This window comes from Microbacterium sp. NPDC056736, assembly GCF_042790415.1.
In the GTDB taxonomy this organism is placed as follows: Bacteria; Actinomycetota; Actinomycetes; order Actinomycetales; family Microbacteriaceae; genus Microbacterium.
Genome location: NZ_JBHTZE010000009.1, coordinates 1 through 18,905, shown reverse-complemented (window position 1 = coordinate 18,905; position 18,905 = coordinate 1). Strand labels below are relative to the sequence as shown.

General features: G+C 72.7%; 15 protein-coding genes. 6 read left to right on the top strand and 9 right to left on the bottom strand.

What is annotated here, in order from left to right; genetic code table 11:
• Positions 1-96 precede the first annotated feature (96 nt).
• Positions 97-933, top strand: a complete 837-nt coding sequence (locus ACFRAL_RS15750) for a DUF1206 domain-containing protein (protein WP_378884690.1) — start codon at positions 97-99, stop codon at positions 931-933.
• Positions 934-996: 63 nt separating this feature from the next.
• On the opposite strand, the gene ACFRAL_RS15745 is transcribed toward ACFRAL_RS15750, so the two are convergent.
• The 5 genes from ACFRAL_RS15745 to ACFRAL_RS15725 all read right to left on the bottom strand — a co-directional run bounded on the left by ACFRAL_RS15745 (position 997) and on the right by ACFRAL_RS15725 (position 7,921).
• On the bottom strand, positions 997-3,024 hold the full coding sequence (locus ACFRAL_RS15745) for a PhoX family protein (protein ID WP_378884916.1): 2,028 nt from the start codon (positions 3,022-3,024) through the stop codon (positions 997-999).
• Positions 3,025-3,176: 152 nt separating this feature from the next.
• Positions 3,177-4,223, bottom strand: a complete 1,047-nt coding sequence (locus ACFRAL_RS15740; protein WP_378884687.1) for a TIGR00730 family Rossman fold protein — start codon at positions 4,221-4,223, stop codon at positions 3,177-3,179.
• Positions 4,224-4,348: 125 nt separating this feature from the next.
• Positions 4,349-6,148 (bottom strand): proline--tRNA ligase, encoded by a 1,800-nt coding sequence (locus ACFRAL_RS15735; protein WP_378884685.1) that lies wholly within the window; start codon positions 6,146-6,148, stop codon positions 4,349-4,351.
• Positions 6,149-6,188: 40 nt separating this feature from the next.
• Complete coding sequence (locus tag ACFRAL_RS15730; protein ID WP_378884682.1) at positions 6,189-7,388, bottom strand: hypothetical protein; 1,200 nt, start codon at positions 7,386-7,388, stop codon at positions 6,189-6,191.
• Entirely contained in the window at positions 7,385-7,921 is a 537-nt protein-coding gene (locus ACFRAL_RS15725; RefSeq protein WP_336398600.1) for an RNA polymerase sigma factor, read from the bottom strand. The genes ACFRAL_RS15730 and ACFRAL_RS15725 overlap by 4 nt, the downstream gene beginning before the upstream one ends.
• Positions 7,922-8,028: 107 nt before the next feature.
• On the opposite strand from ACFRAL_RS15725, the gene ACFRAL_RS15720 reads away from it, so the two are divergent.
• Both ACFRAL_RS15720 and pcp read left to right on the top strand, forming a co-directional pair.
• Positions 8,029-9,468 (top strand): RNB domain-containing ribonuclease, encoded by a 1,440-nt coding sequence (locus tag ACFRAL_RS15720; protein WP_378884678.1) that lies wholly within the window; start codon positions 8,029-8,031, stop codon positions 9,466-9,468.
• 9 nt (positions 9,469-9,477) lie between these two features.
• Positions 9,478-10,113: a pyroglutamyl-peptidase I gene (gene pcp / locus ACFRAL_RS15715; RefSeq protein WP_378884675.1), complete on the top strand. Its 636-nt coding sequence runs from the start codon at positions 9,478-9,480 to the stop codon at positions 10,111-10,113.
• 9 nt (positions 10,114-10,122) lie between these two features.
• On the opposite strand, the gene ACFRAL_RS15710 is transcribed toward pcp, so the two are convergent.
• The 3 genes from ACFRAL_RS15710 to ispG are packed head-to-tail and all read right to left on the bottom strand — an operon-like array spanning position 10,123 to position 13,372.
• Positions 10,123-11,328: a benzoate/H(+) symporter BenE family transporter gene (locus ACFRAL_RS15710; RefSeq protein ID WP_378884672.1), complete on the bottom strand. Its 1,206-nt coding sequence runs from the start codon at positions 11,326-11,328 to the stop codon at positions 10,123-10,125.
• Positions 11,325-12,221, bottom strand: coding sequence for a phosphotransferase (locus ACFRAL_RS15705; RefSeq protein WP_378884669.1), 897 nt, complete (start codon positions 12,219-12,221; stop codon positions 11,325-11,327). Before ACFRAL_RS15705 ends, ACFRAL_RS15710 begins: the two co-directional genes overlap by 4 nt.
• A complete protein-coding gene (ispG, locus tag ACFRAL_RS15700; RefSeq protein ID WP_336398595.1) occupies positions 12,221-13,372 on the bottom strand; it encodes a flavodoxin-dependent (E)-4-hydroxy-3-methylbut-2-enyl-diphosphate synthase in 1,152 nt (383 codons plus the stop codon). The genes ACFRAL_RS15705 and ispG overlap by 1 nt, the downstream gene beginning before the upstream one ends.
• Positions 13,373-13,522: 150 nt before the next feature.
• On the opposite strand from ispG, the gene ACFRAL_RS15695 reads away from it, so the two are divergent.
• Entirely contained in the window at positions 13,523-14,419 is an 897-nt protein-coding gene (locus tag ACFRAL_RS15695) for a low temperature requirement protein A (RefSeq protein WP_378884666.1), read from the top strand.
• A gap of 21 nt (positions 14,420-14,440) precedes the next feature.
• Positions 14,441-14,728, top strand: coding sequence for a hypothetical protein (locus ACFRAL_RS15690; protein ID WP_378884663.1), 288 nt, complete (start codon positions 14,441-14,443; stop codon positions 14,726-14,728).
• Between the two features lie 7 nt (positions 14,729-14,735).
• On the opposite strand, the gene nhaA is transcribed toward ACFRAL_RS15690, so the two are convergent.
• Positions 14,736-16,556 carry a Na+/H+ antiporter NhaA gene (gene nhaA, locus ACFRAL_RS15685; RefSeq protein ID WP_378884913.1) on the bottom strand — a complete coding sequence of 607 codons (1,821 nt, stop codon included), beginning with the start codon at positions 16,554-16,556 and terminating at the stop codon, positions 14,736-14,738.
• 333 nt (positions 16,557-16,889) lie between these two features.
• On the opposite strand from nhaA, the gene ACFRAL_RS15680 reads away from it, so the two are divergent.
• A complete protein-coding gene (locus ACFRAL_RS15680) occupies positions 16,890-18,833 on the top strand; it encodes an anthranilate synthase family protein (protein WP_378884660.1) in 1,944 nt (647 codons plus the stop codon).
• Positions 18,834-18,905 lie beyond the last annotated feature (72 nt).

Here is an 18,905-nt window from a genome sequence, read left to right as displayed (position 1 = left end):
TCCGGCGAGCCCTCCCGCGGTCGCCCGTCCGATGGACCATCCCGGCACCCGCGTCAAGCCCGTGCAGGGGCCGGGAGCGCGGTCTAGCGTGAGGGGGTGGAGAGCACCGACGGCGTGAGGCAGGGCGCCAAGCAGCTCGCGCGCGAGGCCGAGTCGAACACCGTCTTCGAGGTGATGGCGCGCGCCGGCTACGCGGCCAACGGCGTGATCCACGCCCTCATCGGGATCATCGTCCTCGTCATCGCCTCCGGGGGTGACGGCGACGGCGACCAGGCCGGCGCGCTCAAGGCCGTCGCAGGCGCGCCCGCCGGCTTCGTGCTGCTGTGGCTGGTCGCGGTCGGGCTGTGGGCGCTGGCTGTCTGGCGCGCCGGTCAAGGGCTGCTGGCTCGCGACTGGACCGGCGACACGAAGGGAGCGGCCCGTAAGTGGGGGCGGCGGGTGGCCGAGTGGGGCCAGGCGGCCGTCTTCGCGGCACTCGGCGCGATCGCCGCCGCCGTGGCGCTGGGCGCCCGACCGGACGGCGAGCAGGCCGCCGAGACGGCGAGCCAGATGCTGCTGCGGATCTGGGGCGGGTCGATCGTGCTGTTCCTCATCGGGCTCGGCATCGGCATCGGCGGGATCGCGTTCATCGTCATGGGCGTGCGCCGGAGCTTCCGCAAGCGGATCCGGATCCCCGAGGGCAAGCGCGGACGCAGCGTCACCATCCTCGGCATCGCGGGCTTCGTGGCCAAGGGTGTCGCACTGACCATCGTCGGCGTGCTCCTGGTGGTCGCGGCCGTCGGCACGGACGCCGAGGTCGCGGGTGGCCTGGACGGCGCGGTGGATGCGCTCCTGGACCTCTTCCTCGGTCCGGCGCTCGCATGGATCGTCGGTCTGGGGCTGATCGCCTACGCCGTGTTCACCATCGCACGGGCCCGCCTCGCCCGGATGTGACCGCGCGACGAGGGCGACGCCGCGCCCCCGGGGTAGGGGGCGCGGCGTCGCAGTGGGGACGGGTCAGGCGCGGTACACCTGCACGACCGAGGGGCGCGGCGCGTTCGGCGCATCGCCGGGCGCCGCGGAGCCGTAGTCGGGGAACCGCGACGTCGGGGCCGCGTACGAGCCGTCCTCGCCCGGATGCTGCACCGCGACGAAGACGAGTCCCTCGGCATCGTGGATCACGGGGCCGCACGTCTCGGCATCCCGCGGCACCGCGAGGAACTGCTGCACGTGACCGCGCTCGGCCCCCTCGAGCGGCACGAGGAACAGCCCGTCGTTGTAGCCGATGGTGCTCGGGGCGCCGTCGGTCGAGATCCACAGATTCCCCGCCGAGTCGAACGCGACGTTGTCGGGGCACGAGATCGGCGAGACCAGCTCCTTCGGGAAGCCCGCGAAGTACGAGTTCGCGAACACGGCGGGATCGCCGCACAGGAGCAGGATGCTCCACCCGAACGTGGTGCCCGACTGGCCCTCGGTCTCGGTGAGCTCGACGACGTGGCCGTAGCGGTTCCCCGTGATGGGGTTCGCCTCGTCGAGCGTCGCAACGGAGCGGGCCGAGTTGTTCGTGAGCGCCAGGTAGACCTTGCCGGTCGTGGGGTGGGGCTCGACGTCCTCGGGGCGGTCCATCTTCGTCGCGCCCACGGCATCCGCCGCCAGACGCGTGTAGACGAGCACCTCCTCGGTCGAGAAGCCGGGGACGACCGACTGCCCGTTCTGCGTGAGCGGGATCCACGTGCCGGAGCCGTCGAACAGGCCGTCGGCCGGGAGGACGCCGGTGCCGGTGATCTGCGCGGCCGGCGAGTTGCCCGCGAACTTCGCGACGTACAGGTCGCCCTCGCTGAGCAGCTCGAGGTTCTTCTTGCGCGACCCGGAGATCCGGTTCTTCGAGACGAACTTGTACAGGTAGTCGTTGCGCTCGTCGTCGCCCATGTAGGCCACGACGCGGCCGTCCTCGGCGACGGTGACGTTGGCGCCCTCGTGCTTGAAACGGCCCATCGCAGTGTGCTTGCGCGGCGTCGAGGTCGGGTCCTGCGGGTCGATCTCGACGATGTAGCCGAACCGGTTCGGCTCGTTGACGTAGTCGGGGCTGTGCGCGTCGAAGCGCGGGTCGTAGGTCTCCCACCCGGTGGACGTCGAGGTCGACGACGTGGACTGGTAGCGCTTCTGCGCGGGGGCGTCCGCCGCCCAGGCGAAGTACCCGTTGAAGTTCTCCTCACCGGAGAGGATCGTGCCCCACGGCGTCGTCCCGCCCGCGCAGTTGCCGAGCGTTCCGTGCACCCAGCGACCCTCGGGGTCGGCGGCCGTCTTCACGAGGTCGCTGCCGGCTGCGGGGCCCGTGAGCTCGAAGACGGTCTCGACGGTGATCCGGCGGTTGCGCGTGCCGCCGACGACGTACGACCACGGCTCGCCGGTGCGCGTGCGCGTGATCTCCACCACCGACATGCCCATCGCGGCCTTGTAGATGTCGCCGCGACGCCGCCGCTCGGCCGGGTCGGTCGTGGGCGGAAACATGATGTCGGGGTTCACGTACTCGTGGTTGGTGACGAGCACGCCGGTCTTGCCGCTCGGGTCCGCGAGGATGTCGAGGTAGTCGCAGTTGTAGCCGAACTGCAGGGCCTGCGTCGTGGGCGTCTGGGCGGCGATGTCGAACACCGGAGCGTGGGAGAACAGCGGGTCGCCCCAGCGGATGATCGGCTGCCACGTGTAGCCGGAGGGCACGACGACCTCGTCGACGAAGCGGTTGACCGGCGCGATCGGGTCGAACGCAAGGCCCCCGCTCACCGGACGGGCGAACGCGGCACCCGCTCCCCCGACGCCGGCCGAGCCCGGGCCCGAGAGCGGCGCCTGCCCGCGCGTGGCCCCCACCGCGATCGCGACCGCGCCGGCGGCGCCGAGGCCGAGCAGCGCGCGCCGCGACAGCGCGGCGGCGGCGACCTGCTGGAACGTCTCGTTCTGCGACGGGTTGCATTCGGGCCCCAGGCACGCGTTGGCGCACTTGTACTGGCACGTGACCGCGAGGCGCTTGCCTCGCGCGTGGTCGGCCATGGGGAGGGAGCGGCGGAATCCTTCGACGATGCTCACGATCGTCCTCTCTGCGTTCGAGACGGTTCGGTGGGACTGGCCGAAGCCTCGCCGCGCGTGGCGACGTCCACCGGAACGCCGGGTGAACGGCCGGAGACGAGCGTGTGAGAACCGGCTCATGCCGGCGCGGCAGCCGACCCGAGCGCGTTCACGGCCCGGATGAGTCGGTACAGCTCCCCCACGCGGAACTGGTCGAGCCGCAGCACCAGCCGCGGCAGATCGACCCTGTCGGCGTCCTCGCGCTCGATCGTGAGCGGGCCGCGGCGCTCGATGCCACCCTCGGTGAGCATCGGGGCGAACTCCTCGTTGAGTGCGGCCACCTCCTCGTCCGTCGGCTCGGCTCGCAGCCGCAGGACGAGCCGCTTGCCCACCCATCGCAGCGAGTCGTAGTTGCGGTAGAAGCCCGTGAGCTCGTCCACGGCCTCGGTGACCGAGTCCGTGATGAGCACGCGGTCGAAGTCGCCGTCCGAGATGACGCCCGAGCTGAGCAGGTGGTCGTCGATGAACCGCCGCAGGCCCTCCCAGAAACCGCCGCCGGGTGCGTCGAGCAGCACGATCGGCACCGGGTCGGCCTTGCCGGTCTGCTGCAGGGTGAGCAGCTCGAACATCTCGTCGAGCGTGCCGAAGCCGCCGGGCACGCACACGAACCCGCGCGACTCCTTCACCAGCATGAGCTTGCGGGTGAAGAAGTACTTCATCGCGACGTTGCGCGCGCTCTCGCCGACGACCGCGTTCGGCTTCTCCTCGAAGGGCAGCCGGATCGACACGCCCAGGGAGTTGTGCGGGCCGGCGCCTTCCGCGGCGGCCTGCATGATGCCCGGACCTGCGCCGGTCACCACGAGCCAGCCGCGGGCGGCGAGCGCTGCGGCCACCTCGGATGCCTGGCGGTAGAGCGCGTCATCGGGCCTGGTCCGCGCGGAGCCGAAGATGGTGGCCTTGGGTGCGTCGTCGTAGGGCGCGAAGAGCCGGAACGCCGCGCGCATCTCGGTCAGCGCAGAGCTGGCGATCTTGAGGTCGAGTCGATCGGCGCCGTCCATCCCGAGCCCGATCCCGGTGGCGAGGATGCGCGCGACGAGGTCGGCGTTGTCGCTGATGCCGGCGTCGGCGAGGATCCGGCGCAGATCCTCGGTGACCTCGGAGGGAACCACGGTGCTGTCGGCCATGCCTCCACGTTGCCACGTCGGAGCACCGGCCGGGCCCGATGTGCGCAGGGGTTGCGTGCGACCGCCGGCCGTGGAAGACGCCGGCGCCGCCGGCCGTCGTCAGCCGCGGCGGCCCCGCGCGCGCGTCAGCGCGCCGTGAGGCGCGCCACCGCGTCGGCGGCCGGCACGACCTCGCGGTCGCCGGTGCGGCGGTCCCACAGCTCGACCTGGCCGTCGGCGGCGCCGCGGCCGGCGATGACGATGCGCGGCACGCCGACGAGCTCCGCGTCGCCGAACTTGACCCCCGGCGACACCTTCGGCCGGTCGTCGTAGACCACGTCGAGACCGGATGCCTCCAGGTCGGCGGCGAGCGTCGCCGCGAGGTCGTACGCGACCTGGTCCTTGCCGGTGGCGACCACGTGCACGTCGAACGGCGCCACGGCCGGCGGCCAGATGAGACCGCGCTCGTCGTTGTTGAGCTCGGCGATGATCGCGAGGATGCGCGTGACGCCGATGCCGTACGAGCCCATCGTGACGGTCACGAGCTTGCCGTTCTCGTCGAGGACCTTCAGGCCCAGCGTCTCAGCGAAGAAGCGGCCGAGCTGGAAGACGTGGCCGATCTCCATGCCGCGTGCCAGCTCCACGGGACCCGACCCGTCGGGCGCCGGGTCGCCGTCGCGCACGTTCGCCACGTCGATGAACCCGTCGCCGGTGAAATCGCGACCCGCGACGAGGGTGTGCACGTGCTTCTGGTCGATGTTGGCGCCGGTGACCCAGGCGGTGCCGTCGACGACGCGCGGGTCCAGCAGGTACCGGATGCCGGTCGCCGACTCTTCGCCGAGGATCGGCCCGGTCTCGGACCAGGGGCCGATGTAGCCCTTGACCAGCAGCGGGTTGCTCTCGAAGTCCTGCTCGGTCGCGGGCTCGACGGCGGCGGGGGCGAAGGCGACCTCGACGCGCTTGTCGTCGACGTCGCGGTCGCCGGGGATGCCGACGATCACGAGTTCGCGGCGTCCGTCGAGGTGGGTGAGCGCGAGGACCACGTTCTTGAGCGTGTGCGCGGCCGTCCACGCGGACGTCCCGTCGGTGGCGGGACCGGCGATGCCCGACGCGGGAGCGTCGAGGTGCGCGTTCGCGTGGTTCACGAGCGTCTCGATCGTCGGCGTGTTCGGCGAGTCGAAGATCACGGGGGCGCCGATCCCGTCGAACGGGATCGGGTCGGGCGCGATCGTGGTGAACGCCTCGACGTTGGCCGCGTAGCCGCCGGCGGAGCGGACGAAGGTGTCCTCGCCCACGGCCGTGGGGTGCAGGAACTCCTCGGAGCGCGCACCCCCCATCAGGCCGTTGTCGGCGGCGACGATGACGTACTCCAGCCCGAGCTTCTGGAAGATCCGCTCGTAGGCGTCGCGCTGCGACTGGTACGAGGCATCCTGTCCCTCGTCGGTGTAGTCGAACGAGTAGGCGTCCTTCATCGTGAACTCGCGCCCGCGGAGCAGGCCGGCGCGCGGACGGGCCTCGTCGCGGTACTTGTCCTGGATCTGGTAGATCGTCAGGGGCAGGTCCTTGTACGACGAGTAGAGGTCCTTCACGAGAAGCGTGAACATCTCCTCGTGCGTCGGCGCCAGCAGGTAGTCGGAGCCCCTGCGGTCCTGCAGCCGGAAGATGCCGTCGCCGTAGGAGGTCCAGCGGCCGGACGCCTCGTACGGCTCCCGCGGCAGCAGCGCCGGGAAGTGCACCTCGTAGGCGCCGGCGCCGGCCATCTCCTCGCGGATGACCGCCTCGATCCTCGCCTTGACCTTCAGGCCCAACGGCAGCCAGGTGAAGACGCCGGGCGCGGCACGCCGGATGTAGCCGGCGCGCACGAGCAGCCGGTGACTCGTGACCTCGGCGTCGGCGGGGTCTTCACGGAGCGTGCGGAGGAAGTAGTGCGACAGACGGGTGACCACGAGGGTCAAGTGTATGACGAGCGGCTGCAGCGCCCTCGCGTCACGGGTGCATGAGTGCGAACACGTCGGCCGTCAGCGCCAGGGCATCGGTCGTCGGACGGATGAAGTCCGGCGTCACCAGGAGGACGTTCACGCCGTCCGTCGCGACGACCACCGCGCCGGAGCCCTCGTAGCGGTCCAGTCCCGGTGCGATGACCGCGGCCTGGGCGCCGTCGACGGTCACCGGCTCCGCGCCCGCCGCGGCGAGCGCCGTCGGGAACGCGATCGCGCCGCCCGGGACGACGTCGACACGGACGACTTCGCCGGAGCTCGTGTCGCCGCTGCCCGAGGTGAAGTGCAGTTCGCACCAGCTGGTCGCCTCGGCGAAGAGGGCGATGCCCTCGAGCCGCTCCGTCGCCTCGCCCCGGCTACTCTGGCCGAGCAGCGCCACGCGCTCGAAGCCGTACACCGCGGGATCGACGGATGCCGCGACCTCGGCGCAGTCCGGGAGCGACCACCACTGCGGGGTGCGCAGGGCGGGGCTGGGGGTCGGGTGATCGGCCAGCCGCGTGGACGCCTCGGCGAAGAGGCCGGCGACGCCCGCGGCCGTCACGGCGTCCGTGTCACCGGCGGCGCGCACCACCATCCAGGTGCCGTCCACCGTGCCCGCCTGGGTGCACTCGACGCGGGCGCCGTCCTCGATGGACGCGCAGCCGGTCGGCGTGCCGGCGCGCAGATCCTCGCCCACCACCGCCTCGGGGTAGGCGAACAGGTGCGCCGTGGCAGCGAGATAGACGCCGTCCGACACCCACACGCAGTCGATTCCGCCGAGCACGTCGTCGGCGCCCGTCCTCCACCGGTAGTCCGAGAGCATCATGTCGATCCCGGCGACCGCCTCGACCGAGGCCTCGTCCAGGGCGGCGGCGCAGTCCCCGGCGAAGGGCGTGACGCCCTCGGGTGGGGCGGCCGGCGCCGTCGGCTGGGGCGTGGGCTCGGGGGTCGGCGCGGGCGTCCGCGTCGGCGTCGGCGTGGGCGTGGGCGTGGGCTCGGTCTGGCTCGTCGTGGGCGCAGGACGGGCGTCCGTGCCGAGGAGCGCCGCCGTCGTGACGGCGCCGCCGCCCACCGCCCCGACGAGCACGAGCGCGATCGCACCCGCGGCGATCCGCGACCGCCGCCTGTCCGCGGGGCGGATGCGCTGGGCGCCGGCGAGGACGAGGTCGCGCAGCTCGCCGCGCTCCCGCGGTGTCAGGTCCTCGTTCATGTCCATGCCCCCTCGATCGATGCCATCTCATCGCGCAGCCTCGCCTTGGCGCGGGACAGTCGGGACTTCACGGTGCCGACCGGGATGCCGAGCGTCTCGGCCGCGGCGCGGTCGGGATAGCCCTCGAGCACCGTCAGGACGACGACGCTCTGCTCGCGGGCCGGCAGTCGCTTCAGTGCGGCGAGCACGCCGCTCTCGTCCGAGCCCTGGGGTGCACCCGGGTTCGGCGCGACCGGCGTGCGCGCCAGGAGCGCGCGGTACCGGCGGCCCGAGCGCTCGAGGTTGCGGGCGCAGTTCGACACGGCGTTCAGCAGCCACGGCAGCGGTGAGCCGTCGACCAGCCGGACCGACTCGCGCTTGCGCCAGAGCTCGAAGAACCCGATCGTCACGGCATCCTTCGCGTCCTCGCGCGCGGTCAGCAGGCGTCGCGCGTGGCGGAAGAGACGCGCCTCGTGGCGGTCGAACAGCGCCGCCAGCGCGGCCTCGTCGCCGGCCAGGACCCGCTCCCACAGGGAGGCGTCATCAGCGTCCATACCCTGTAGTGTCCGCGTTCGCGCGGAAGGTTCCCACCCCGCCCGTACAACGGCCGGATCGACCGCGTCCGCGGCGCCTCCCGCACACCGGTGCCTACACTGTTCGCGTGCCCGCACACCGCTCCCGACTCGTTCCCGCCCGCGCGCACGACGAGCTGGTCGAGTCGCTGCGCCGGCTGCGCGACGAGCTGGATCTTCCCGGCGCCTTCCCCCCGGAGGTGGAGGCCGAGGCGCAGCAGGCCGCCGCGTCGGTGTCCACCGAACCCGGCGGGGAACTGGACGACCTGCGGGACCTCGACTTCCTCACGATCGACCCCGCCGGCTCGACCGACCTCGACCAGGCGCTGCACATCGAGCGGACGCGCACCGGGGCGGTGCTGCACTACGCGATCGCCGATGTGCCGGCCTTCGTCCGGCCGGGAGGCGCCGTCGACGTCGAGGCGCGTCGACGGGGCCGGACGCTGTACGCGGTCGACGGACGGGTGCCGCTGCACCCCGCGCCGATCAGCCACGACGCCGCTTCGCTGCTGCCGGGCGTGCAGCGCAGCGCCTACGTGTGGCGCTTCGTGCTCGACGACGTCGCGCGTCCCGTGGAGGCATCCGTGCGACGCGCGACGATCCGGTCGCGGGCGCAGTGGACCTACGTGGACGCGCAGGCCGCGCTGGACGCCGGGACGGCGCCGCCGAGCCTGGCGGCGCTGGCATGGCTCGGCCCCCTCCGCCTGGAGCGGGAGGCCGAGCGCGGCGGCGCGAGCCTGAACGTGCCCGAGACGCGCATCGTCGCGGACGGCGACCGGTACCGGCTCGAGCGCGACGCGCCGCTGTCGGTCGAGGACTGGAACGCGCAGGTGTCGCTGATGACCGGGATGGCCGCGGCCGACATCATGCTCGCGGGCCGCGTCGGCATCCTCCGCACCATGCCGGCGGCGGATCCCGACGACGTCGCGGCCTTCCGGGCGCAGACCTCGGTGCTCGGCATCCCCTGGCCGTCGGGCATCACGTACGGCGACTACCTCCGCGGTCTCGACCGCCGCACCCCTGCCGCACTGGCGATCCTGGCCGCCGCGGCCGGGCTCTTCCGCGGCGCCGGCTACGTCGCGTTCGACGGGGAGCCGCCCGCGGATCCCTCCCAGGCCGCGATCGGCGCCCCTTACGCGCACACCACCGCGCCGTTGCGCCGGCTCGTCGACCGCTGGTCCCTCGTCGTCTGCGAGGCGCTCACCGCCGGCGACGAGGTGCCGGCGTGGGCGCGCGAGAGCCTGGCCTCGCTGCCGAAGACCATGGACCGCAGCGGCGGCCTCGCCGCTCGGCTCGAGGCGGCGACCCTGGACCGGGTCGAGGCCGCCCTGCTCTCGGGCAGCGAGGGTGCGGTCTTCGACGCGATGGTGCTGGGCAGACGCAACGGCGCCGCAAGAGTGCAGCTGGTCCAGCCCCCGGTGACCGCGAAGGTCGCCGATCTCGACGCGGATCCGGGCACCACGGTGCGGGTGCGGGTGCGCACGGCCGACATCGCCACCGGAACCGTGGTGCTGGAGCCCACCGCATAGCCTGGTGCGATGACCACCGTCCTCCTCACCGGATTCGAGCCGTTCGGCGGCGACGCCGTCAATCCGTCCGGCGAGGCAGTGCACCTGGTCGCGGAGCGCTGGAGCGGACCGGAGCGCCTCGTCACCGCGGTGCTGCCGGTGACGTTCGCCGGGGCGGCGGATCGACTGCGAGCCCTGATGGCCGAGCATCGGCCGGAAGCCGTGATCGCGGCGGGCCTCGCCGGTGGGCGCGAGGCCATCGGCGTCGAGCGCGTCGCCGTGAACCTCGTCGACGCGCGGATCCCCGACAACGACGGCGCGCAGCCGGTCGATCAGCCGAGCGTCCCGGACGCGCCGCCCGCACGTTTCGCCACCCTGCCGGTCAAGGAGATCGCCCGGCGGATCGCCGCCGCCGGCATCCCCGCCGAGGTCTCGTACACGGCGGGCACGTTCGTCTGCAACCACGTCTTCTCCACCGCCCTCGAGGTCGCGGCATCCGGCACCCGCGCGGGCTTCGTGCACGTGCCGTGGTCCGCCGAGCACGCGCCCTCGGCGGGGTCCGCGACCCTTCCGGTGGCCGACATCGCCCGGGCCCTCGAGATCGCCGTGCGCACGAGCCTGGACGTCGCCGCGGACGCCGCGGTGCCCGGCGGGGCGCTGCACTGACTCCGCTCGTCAGCGCGCGCGGCGGCCGAGGTGCAGCACCTCGCGCACGACGAGCCCCGCGATGAGCGCCCAGAACGCCGCGCTCACGCCGGCGACGGCGACTCCCGACGCCGCGACGAGGAACGTCACGACCGCCGGCAGCCGCTCGCCGGGGTCGTCGATCGCCTGCTGCACCGACGATCCGAAGGCCGCGAACAGCGCGATGCCGGCGACGGCGGGGATGACGGCGTCCGGCGCCACCACCACCAGCGCCACCAGTGCGGCCGACAGTCCGCCGAGCACCATGCCGCTGATCCCCGTCGACACTCCCGCCACCCACCGTCGGGCTGGGTCCGGGTCGGCGTCGGGCGCGGCGGCGAGCGCGGCGCTGATCGCGGCGAGGTTGATCGCGTGCCCGCCGGCCGTCGCGCCGACCGCCGTGCCGACGCCGGTGACCACCATCGCGGGACGCCACGGCACCCGGTAGCCGAAGCTGCGCATGATCGCGACGCCGGGCACGTTCTGCGACGCCATCGTGACCAGGAAGAGGGGCAGCGCGAGTCCCACGACCGCTCCCACGGTGAGGGTGGGCGCGGTGAACTCCAGCCGCGGAACCAGCAGGGCCGGGTCGAACGCGGCGCCGCGGGCCATGACGTCGACCGCGACGACGACGGACGCGGCGACGAAGGCCAGCGGCACCGCCCACCGCGGCGCGAGCCGCACGAAGACGAGCCACGTGATGACGACCGGCGCCACGCCCCACGGGTTGGTCACGAGCCCGGTGACCGGCGCGAGGCACAGCGGAAGCAGGACGCCCGCCAGCATGGCCTGCGCGATCGAGGGCGGGATCCGGGCGATCAGCCGCCCGAGCTGCGGCCACAGGGCCGTGAGCAGGATGAGTCCCGCCGTGACGAGGAACGCACCGACGGCGGCCGGCCAGCCGCCGTCGACGGCACCCGTGGCCGCGAGCACCGCGGCGCCCGGCGTCGACCACGCCACGGTGATCGGCATGCGGTGGCGCCACGCCAGGAGCAGACCCGAGGCGCCCATCGTGAGGCAGAGGATCAGCAGCCCGCTCGCGGCCTGCGCGGGGGTCGCACCCACGGCGTCGAGACCGGTCAGCACGACCGCGAACGTGCTCGTCACCCCGACGAGCGCCGTGACGATGCCGGCGACGATCGGGCGGGACAGGGGTGCCGACGCGGGTGCGGTCGCGGCGGACTCGGCGTCGGTCATGACATCGGATCCTGCCACGACGGACGGCGACCGCCCGCCTGGCCGGCATCGAACTCCGCGAGCGCGTCGGCGATCATGCGGTGCCCCTGCGCCTCGAAGGCCGTGTCGCCCACCTGGTGCGCCCACGCCGCGGTGCCGATCGCCTCGCGCAGCCGCAGGAGGAGCCAATGCGCCGGATTCCTGGGGTCCCGGCCGTAACCGTCGAGGAAGGCCGCCTCGCACGCGGGATCGTCGCGCCACTCCTGCGCGGCGAGCCGGGTGAGGTCGGTCGCCGGCGGACGGAATGCGAACCGGCCGAAGTCGATGACACGCAGGATGCCACCGTCGGTGAGCCAGTTGCGCGGCTGCCAGTCCCCGTGCGTGGGCACGAGGTCCGCCTCCACGGGCGCGAGGACCGCCAGCGCATGCCGCAGCCGCTCCTCGACGTCGCCGGAGATCGCGTGATCCGCATCGAGCCAGGCGATCGCACGGCCGGTGGCGGCGGCATCCGTCCCCTCCGACGGCCGCGAGGCCTGATCGTGGAACGCGCGCAGCAGCTCCCCCGCGCGGCGGTGCACGTCGGGGTCGGCCGCGGCCGGCGTCCGGTACACCAGCCGGCCCTCGAGCCACTCGGTGACCAGGATGCGCGCCGGGCGATCGGCGTGGAGCAGCCCGGGCGCGCGTCCGGACCGCGCCCACCCCGCGGTGTAGCCGCCCTCGTACGCATCGAGCTCGCGGCCGAGGTGGTGGTTCTGCGCTCCCCCCGCCTTGACGACGAGATCGCGGCCGTCGTGCCGCGCGCGGAGCACGACGGTGTCCGCCTGGTTCCAGCTCAGATCCGCGACGATCTCGACGCCCGGCAGCCACGACGCGACGAGCGCCTGCTGCGCCGCCGACAGGCGGCCGAGGCCCATCAGGCGGTGACGACCTGCGCGGTGCCGACCGGCGCGGCCGGGCCCATCTCGTCGGCGATGCGGTTCGCCTCCTCGATGAGGGTGGCGACGATGTCGGCCTCGGGAACGGTCTTGATGACCTGTCCCTTGACGAAGATCTGCCCCTTGCCGTTGCCGGATGCCACGCCGAGGTCGGCTTCGCGCGCCTCGCCGGGCCCGTTGACGACGCAGCCCATGACGGCGACGCGCAGCGGGACCGTCATGTCCTTGAGCCCCTCCGTGACGGAGTCGGCCAGCGAGTAGACGTCGACCTGGGCGCGTCCGCACGACGGGCACGACACGATCTCGAGCTTGCGCTCACGCAGGTTCAGCGACTGCAGGATCTGGTGGCCGACCTTGACCTCTTCGGCGGGCGGCGCCGACAGCGAGACGCGGATGGTGTCGCCGATGCCCTCCGCCAAGAGGATCCCGAACGCGGTCGCCGACTTGATCGTGCCCTGGAACGCGGGCCCGGCCTCGGTCACCCCGAGGTGGAGCGGCCAGTCGCCGCGCTCGGCGAGCAGGCGGTAGGCCTTGACCATCACGATCGGGTCGTTGTGCTTGACCGAGATCTTGAAGTCGTGGAAGTCGTGCTCCTCGAAGAGGGACGCCTCCCACACCGCGCTCTCGACGAGGGCCTCGGGCGTCGCCTTGCCGTACTTCTCGAGCAGCCGCCGGTCGAGCGAGCCGGCGTTGACGCCGATGCGCAGCGAGACCCCGGCCGCCTTCGCGGCGGCGGCGATCGCGCCGACCTGGTCGTCGAACTTGCGGATGTTGCCCGGGTTGACGCGCACCGCGCCGCAGCCGGCGTCGATGGCCTGGAAGACGTACTTGGGCTGGAAGTGGATGTCGGCGATCACCGGGATCTGGCTCTTCTTCGCGATGATGTGCAGCACATCGGCGTCGTCCTGGGACGGCACCGCGACCCGCACGATCTCGCAGCCGGAGGCGGTCAGCTCGGCGATCTGCTGCAGCGTCGCGTTGATGTTGGTGGTCGGCGTGGTCGTCATCGACTGTACGCTCACCGGCGCGTCGCCGCCGACCAGCACCTTGCCCACCTTGATCTGGCGGGTCTTGCGACGGGGGGCGAGCGTTTCGGGGACCTTGGGCATCCCGAGATTCACGGCTGGCACGGCACCAGCCTACGGGGCGGATCTGACCGTCGGCTCCGAGCCGCCGCCGTCGACGACGGATGCCGCGCGCCGCGGCATCCGTCATCGTGCCGGGCCGTACGGGGGACGGTGTATCTTCCGGGCCTGAGCCTGAGCCACCGCATCGGACGCATGACGGGCAGGGACCCGCACGAGGCTCACCGGGCTGCCACGCCGCTGGAGCTGCTTTTCGACCTCGTCTTCGTCGTGGCCTTCAGCCAGATCGGCTCGCAGACGGCGCACCAGCTCGAGCTGGGACACCTGCCCACCGCCCTCGTCGGGTTCGCCTTCACGACGTTCGCCGTGACGTGGGCCTGGATCAACTACTCCTGGCTCGCCTCGGCGTACGACAACGACGACCTCTTCTTCCGCCTCGCGACGATGGTCGTCATGATCGGCGTCCTGGTCGTCGCGCTCGGCGTGCCGCCGGTGTTCCACTCGCTGGAGGAGGGGCGGATCTTCGACAACACCGTCATGGTGGCGGGCTACGTGGTCATGCGGCTGGCGACGGTGGCGCTGTGGGCCCGCGTGGCGATGCACGACGAGGCCCGACGCCGCACTGCGATCGCCTACATCGTGAACATCTCGATCGCCCAGCTGGGGTGGATCGCACTCATCTTCCTGAACATGCCGATCGGGATCACGCTCGTCGTCACGACGCTGCTCACCCTGTTCGAACTGGCCGGGCCGCTCTTCGCAGAACTGCGCTTCGGGCGCACGCCGTGGCATGCGCACCACATCGCCGAGCGGTACGGGCTGCTGGTGATCATCACGCTCGGCGAGGTGATCCTCGGGACCATCCTTGCGATCCCGGCCGTGCTGGAGGTCGACGGGTGGACCCTCGAGACCGGCGTCGTCGCCTTCTCGGGCGTGGCGCTCGCCTTCGGGATGTGGTGGATCTACTTCGCCATCCCCTGGGGCCGGGTGCTGGCGCGGCATCCGGAACGGAGCTTCGCGTGGGGCTACCTGCAGATCGCGCTCTTCGGCGCGCTCGTGGGCGTGGGGGCGGGTCTGCACGTCGCCGCGTAGGTGATCGGCGGCGACGCGCACGTGGACGCGACGTTCGCCGCGCTGACCATCGCGGTGCCGGTGCTGGCGTTCGAGACGCTGCTCTTCGTGCTCTACGCGGTGCTGGTGAGGCAGTTCGACGGCTTCCACCTCGTGCTGTGGCTCGGCGTCGTCGCGGTCCTCGCCGTGGGTGTGGGCGCGGTCGCGCTGGGCGCGTCGCTCGCCATCGGCATGCTCCTCATCGCCTGCTCGCCGGCGGTGGTCGTCGTCGGGTACGAGACGGTGGGCTGGCGCCACGGCGCCGCGATGCTCGAGCGCGCGACCGCCTGACCGGCGGTCACCGCCCGGCGTCGGGCATGCCCGGCTCGGCGACCCCGCCGGGCTCGGCGGGGTCGGGCGCGGAGCTCGTGAGCGCGCGGATCAGCGTCTGCGCGTCGTACGGGCCGGTGTGACGGATGCCGTTGACGAAGAACGTGGGGACCGACGTGATGTCCATCGCCTCGGCGTCGAGCATGTCGTCGCGCACCCGGCCGGTGACCTTCGGGGAGGCGAGGTCCTCCTCGAAGCGGTCGACGTCCAATCCCAGCTCGCGGGCGCGCCGGATGATGTCGGACGGCAGCTGGTGCTCCTGGTCGGCGAACAGGCTCCGCGAGAACTCCGGCAGCCTCCCCTGCAGCGCCGCCGCCTCCGCCGCCTCGGCCGCGGCGAGCGCATTCGGATGCTGACGCTCGAGCGGCGCGTGACGCCACACGTACCGCAGACGGTCGCCGAGCTCGCGGCGCACCTCTTCGATCGAGCCGGAGGCCTTGAGGCAGAACGGGCACTGGAAGTCCCCGTACTCCACGATCGTCAGCGGGGCGTTCACGTCGCCGTAGATGTGGTCGCGCTGGGGGTCCACCGGCCGCACGAGCGTGCGGCCGCCGTCGTCGTCGGGCCGTCGGGCGTCGGAGATGCGGAACATGACCGCCGCCAGCACGAACGCCAGCAGGGAGGCCGCCAGCACGCCCACGCGCGCCTCGTTCTGCACGCCGGGATCGTCGATCGCGAGGTCGATGATGAACAGCGAGATCGTGAAGCCGATGCCGCACAGCATGGCGCCGCCCGCGACACGGTCCAGGGTCAGCCCCAGCCCGAACTCGCCGAGCCTGAACACCTTCATGACCAGCGCCGCGCCGAACACGCCGACGAACTTGCCCGCGACGAGGCCGACGACGATGGCCCAGGTGACCGGCGACTGCACCGCCGCGGCGAGGATCGGCCCCGACACCTCGACGCCCGCGTTGGCGAGGGCGAACAGCGGCAGGATCACGTAGGCGACATAGGGCGCGTACGCCGACTGGAGGCGCTCGTTGATCGAGATCGACTCGCGCAGGCTGTTCGCGGCCTGGCGCGCGTACTCGCTGTTCGGGGACTGCCGGAAGATGCGCGCCAGCTCCAGCGCCTGCTCGACGTCGCGGCGGTTGGGCCGGTACACCGGGATGAGCAGCGCGATCGCGACCCCCGCCAGTGTGGGATGCACGCCGGAGGCGAGGAACGCGAGCCACACGATGATCGACAGCGTCGCGTAGATCGGCCCCCGCCCGCGGGGCACGTAGCGCGTGAAGAAGATGGCGGCGAGACCGGCGGCGGCGATCAGCAGCGGCAGCGGCGTGAAGCTCTCGGTGTAGAAGAGCGCGATGATGCTCAGCGCGCCGATGTCGTCGACGACCGCGAGGGCCAGCAGGAACACCCGGAGCCGGCCCGACGCGCGCGGGCCGATGAGGGCGAGCGCGCCCACGAGGAACGCGGTGTCGGTCGAGATGACGACACCCCACGCGTGCTCCTGCCCGGTGCCCGCGGCGATCGCCAGGAACAGGGCCGCCGGCACGACGAGACCCGCCACCGCCGCCATCACCGGGATCATGGCCCGGGACCAGCTCGTCAGCTCGCCGATCGCGAACTCCCGGCGCACCTCGAGGCCGACGGTGAAGAAGAAGACGGCCATCAGGGCATCGTTGACCAGTGCGTGGAGCGTGAACTCCAGCTCGATGTCGCCGAAGCCGATCGTGAGGTCGGTCTCCCAGAAGTCGTGGTACGACGCCGCCCCGAGGTTGGCCCACACGATCGCCGCGAGGGTCGCGAGCACCAGCAGGAGCGCGCCGGTGCGCTGCTCCCCCATGTTCTGGATGCGGTCGGCGATCGACGGGCGCGTTCGGTCGTGCGCCCGGGCCGGGTCGGGCCGGCGCTCGGTGATGGGGAGTCGGGTCAAGACGGGCCTCCGCGGCGCGAGGATGCGAGGAAACGGTCGGCCTCAGTATGGAGCGAAACGCGCCGCCCGTGGGCCGTCACGCCCAGATGAGCCGATCCCGGCTGTGATAGGTTCGGCGCATGTCCGCTCGCCTCTCCTGGTGGCTCACCGCATAGGCGGTGGGTTTCGAGCGACTCAGACCGCCCTCGGGGCGGTCTTCTTTTTCGTAAGGGATGCCTCCCCCCACGACGAAAGACCACAGCCATGACCGGGCCCGCCCACCCTTCGCTTCGCGAGATCGCCGAGCGCGGCATCCCCTTCGCCCTCATCGCACGCGACGGCACCGCCGTCGAGCTGCTCACCGGCGACGTGGTCGACGTCGAGCTGCTCGCCGACATCCCGCTCACCGACGCCTCCGGTGCGCCGCGCGAGGTGCTCGCGCTGGTGCCGTTCCGGCAGGTCCGCGAGCGCGGCTTCGAGTGCCATGACGACGGCGCGCCGCTGCGCTGCCTGATCGTGGCCGAGCGCGTGGCGCTCCCTCGCGAGGAGGTCTTGGCACAGCTGCCCGCCGAGCCGGTCGCGCTCGAGGACGCCGGCTTCGACATCGCCGACGAGGAGTACGCCGACATCGTGCGCCGCGTGATCGCCGATGAGATCGGCCGGGGCGAGGGCGCGAACTTCGTGATCCGCCGCGACTTCACCGCGGGCGTCGGGTCGGATGCCGCCACCGCCGCGCTCACGTGGTTCCGAGCGCTCCTCGAGCACGAGCGGGGCGCGTACTGGACGTTCGCCGTCGTCACCCCGGGGCACGTCGCCGTCGGGGCGAGCCCCGAGGCGCACGTCAGCGCGCGCGACGGCGTGGTGACCATGAACCCCATCTCGGGCACGTTCCGCCACCCCGCCGGCGGCGCCACCCCCGAGACGCTCGCCGAGTTCCTGCGCTCCACGAAGGAGACCGAGGAGCTGTTCATGGTGGTCGACGAGGAGCTGAAGATGATGAGCGCCGTCTGCTCCGACGGCGGCCGCATCACCGGGCCGCATCTCAAGGAGATGTCGCGGCTCACCCACACCGAGTACGTGCTGCGGGGCCGCAGCAGGCTCGACCCCCGTGACATCCTGCGCGAGACGATGTTCGCGCCGACGGTGACGGGGTCACCGATGCAGAACGCCTGCACGGTGATCAAACGCCACGAGACGACGCCCCGCGGGTACTACTCGGGCGTGGCGGCGCTCTTCACGCCGCGGCTCACCCTCGCCGCCGGCGAGGCGACCCACGACCTCGACGCGCCGATCCTCATCCGCACGGCCTACCTCCAGGACGGCCGCCTGCGCGTCCCGGTCGGCGCCACCCTCGTGCGCCACTCCGACCCGTACGGCGAGGTCGGCGAGACCCACGGCAAGGCGGCCGGCGTGCTCGGCGCGATCGGTGCCGTCCCGCGCGACGCCGCCGCCGAGGCGGCGATCGTGCCGGTACCCGACGGCGACGTCATCGACGAGGACGCTCCCGCTCCGGCGCCGCGCCGGCTCGCCGACGACCCGGCGATCGCCGAGCTGCTCGCGTCGCGCAACGCGCGGCTGGCCGAGTTCTGGCTGAACCCGCAGGGCTCCGACGAGGTCGGCCCGTTCACGGGACGCTCCGCCCTCGTGGTCGACGCCGAAGACCGCTTCACCACGATGCTCGCCCACCAGCTGCGGCACCTGGGGCTCGACGCCCGCATCGCGCCGTGGAGCGAGGTCACCGACGAGCAGGTCGACGCCGCGGAGCTGCTGGTCTCGGGGCCGGGACCCGGCGACCCCCGGGACGCCTCCAGCCCCCGCATCCGGCGGATGCGCGAGGTCGTGGCCCGGCGGCGGGAGACCGGCCGTCCGATCCTCGCGGTCTGCCTCAGCCACCAGATCCTCGCCGACTCGCTCGGGATCGACCTCGCGTCGCTGGACGCGCCGCACCAGGGGCTCCAGAAGTCGGTCGACGTGTTCGGCGTGCCCGCATCGATCGGGTTCTACAACACGTTCACCGCTCGGGTCCCCGCCGGGACGCGGCGCGTGGGCGAGGCCGAGGTCGCCGCCGACGCGACGGGCGACGTCTACGCCCTGCGCGGCCCCGGATTCGCGTCGGTGCAGGGCCACCTCGAGTCGATCCTGTCGCGCGACGGCATGACGACGCTCCGCCGGCTCGTCGAGCACGCCCTCACCCCCGTCGACGCCTGACGGCTGCCTTCCCCCTCGCACGTCTCCGGGTTCGGGGCGCGTCGTGAACGTTCGGGGCGCCCGCCCGGCGCC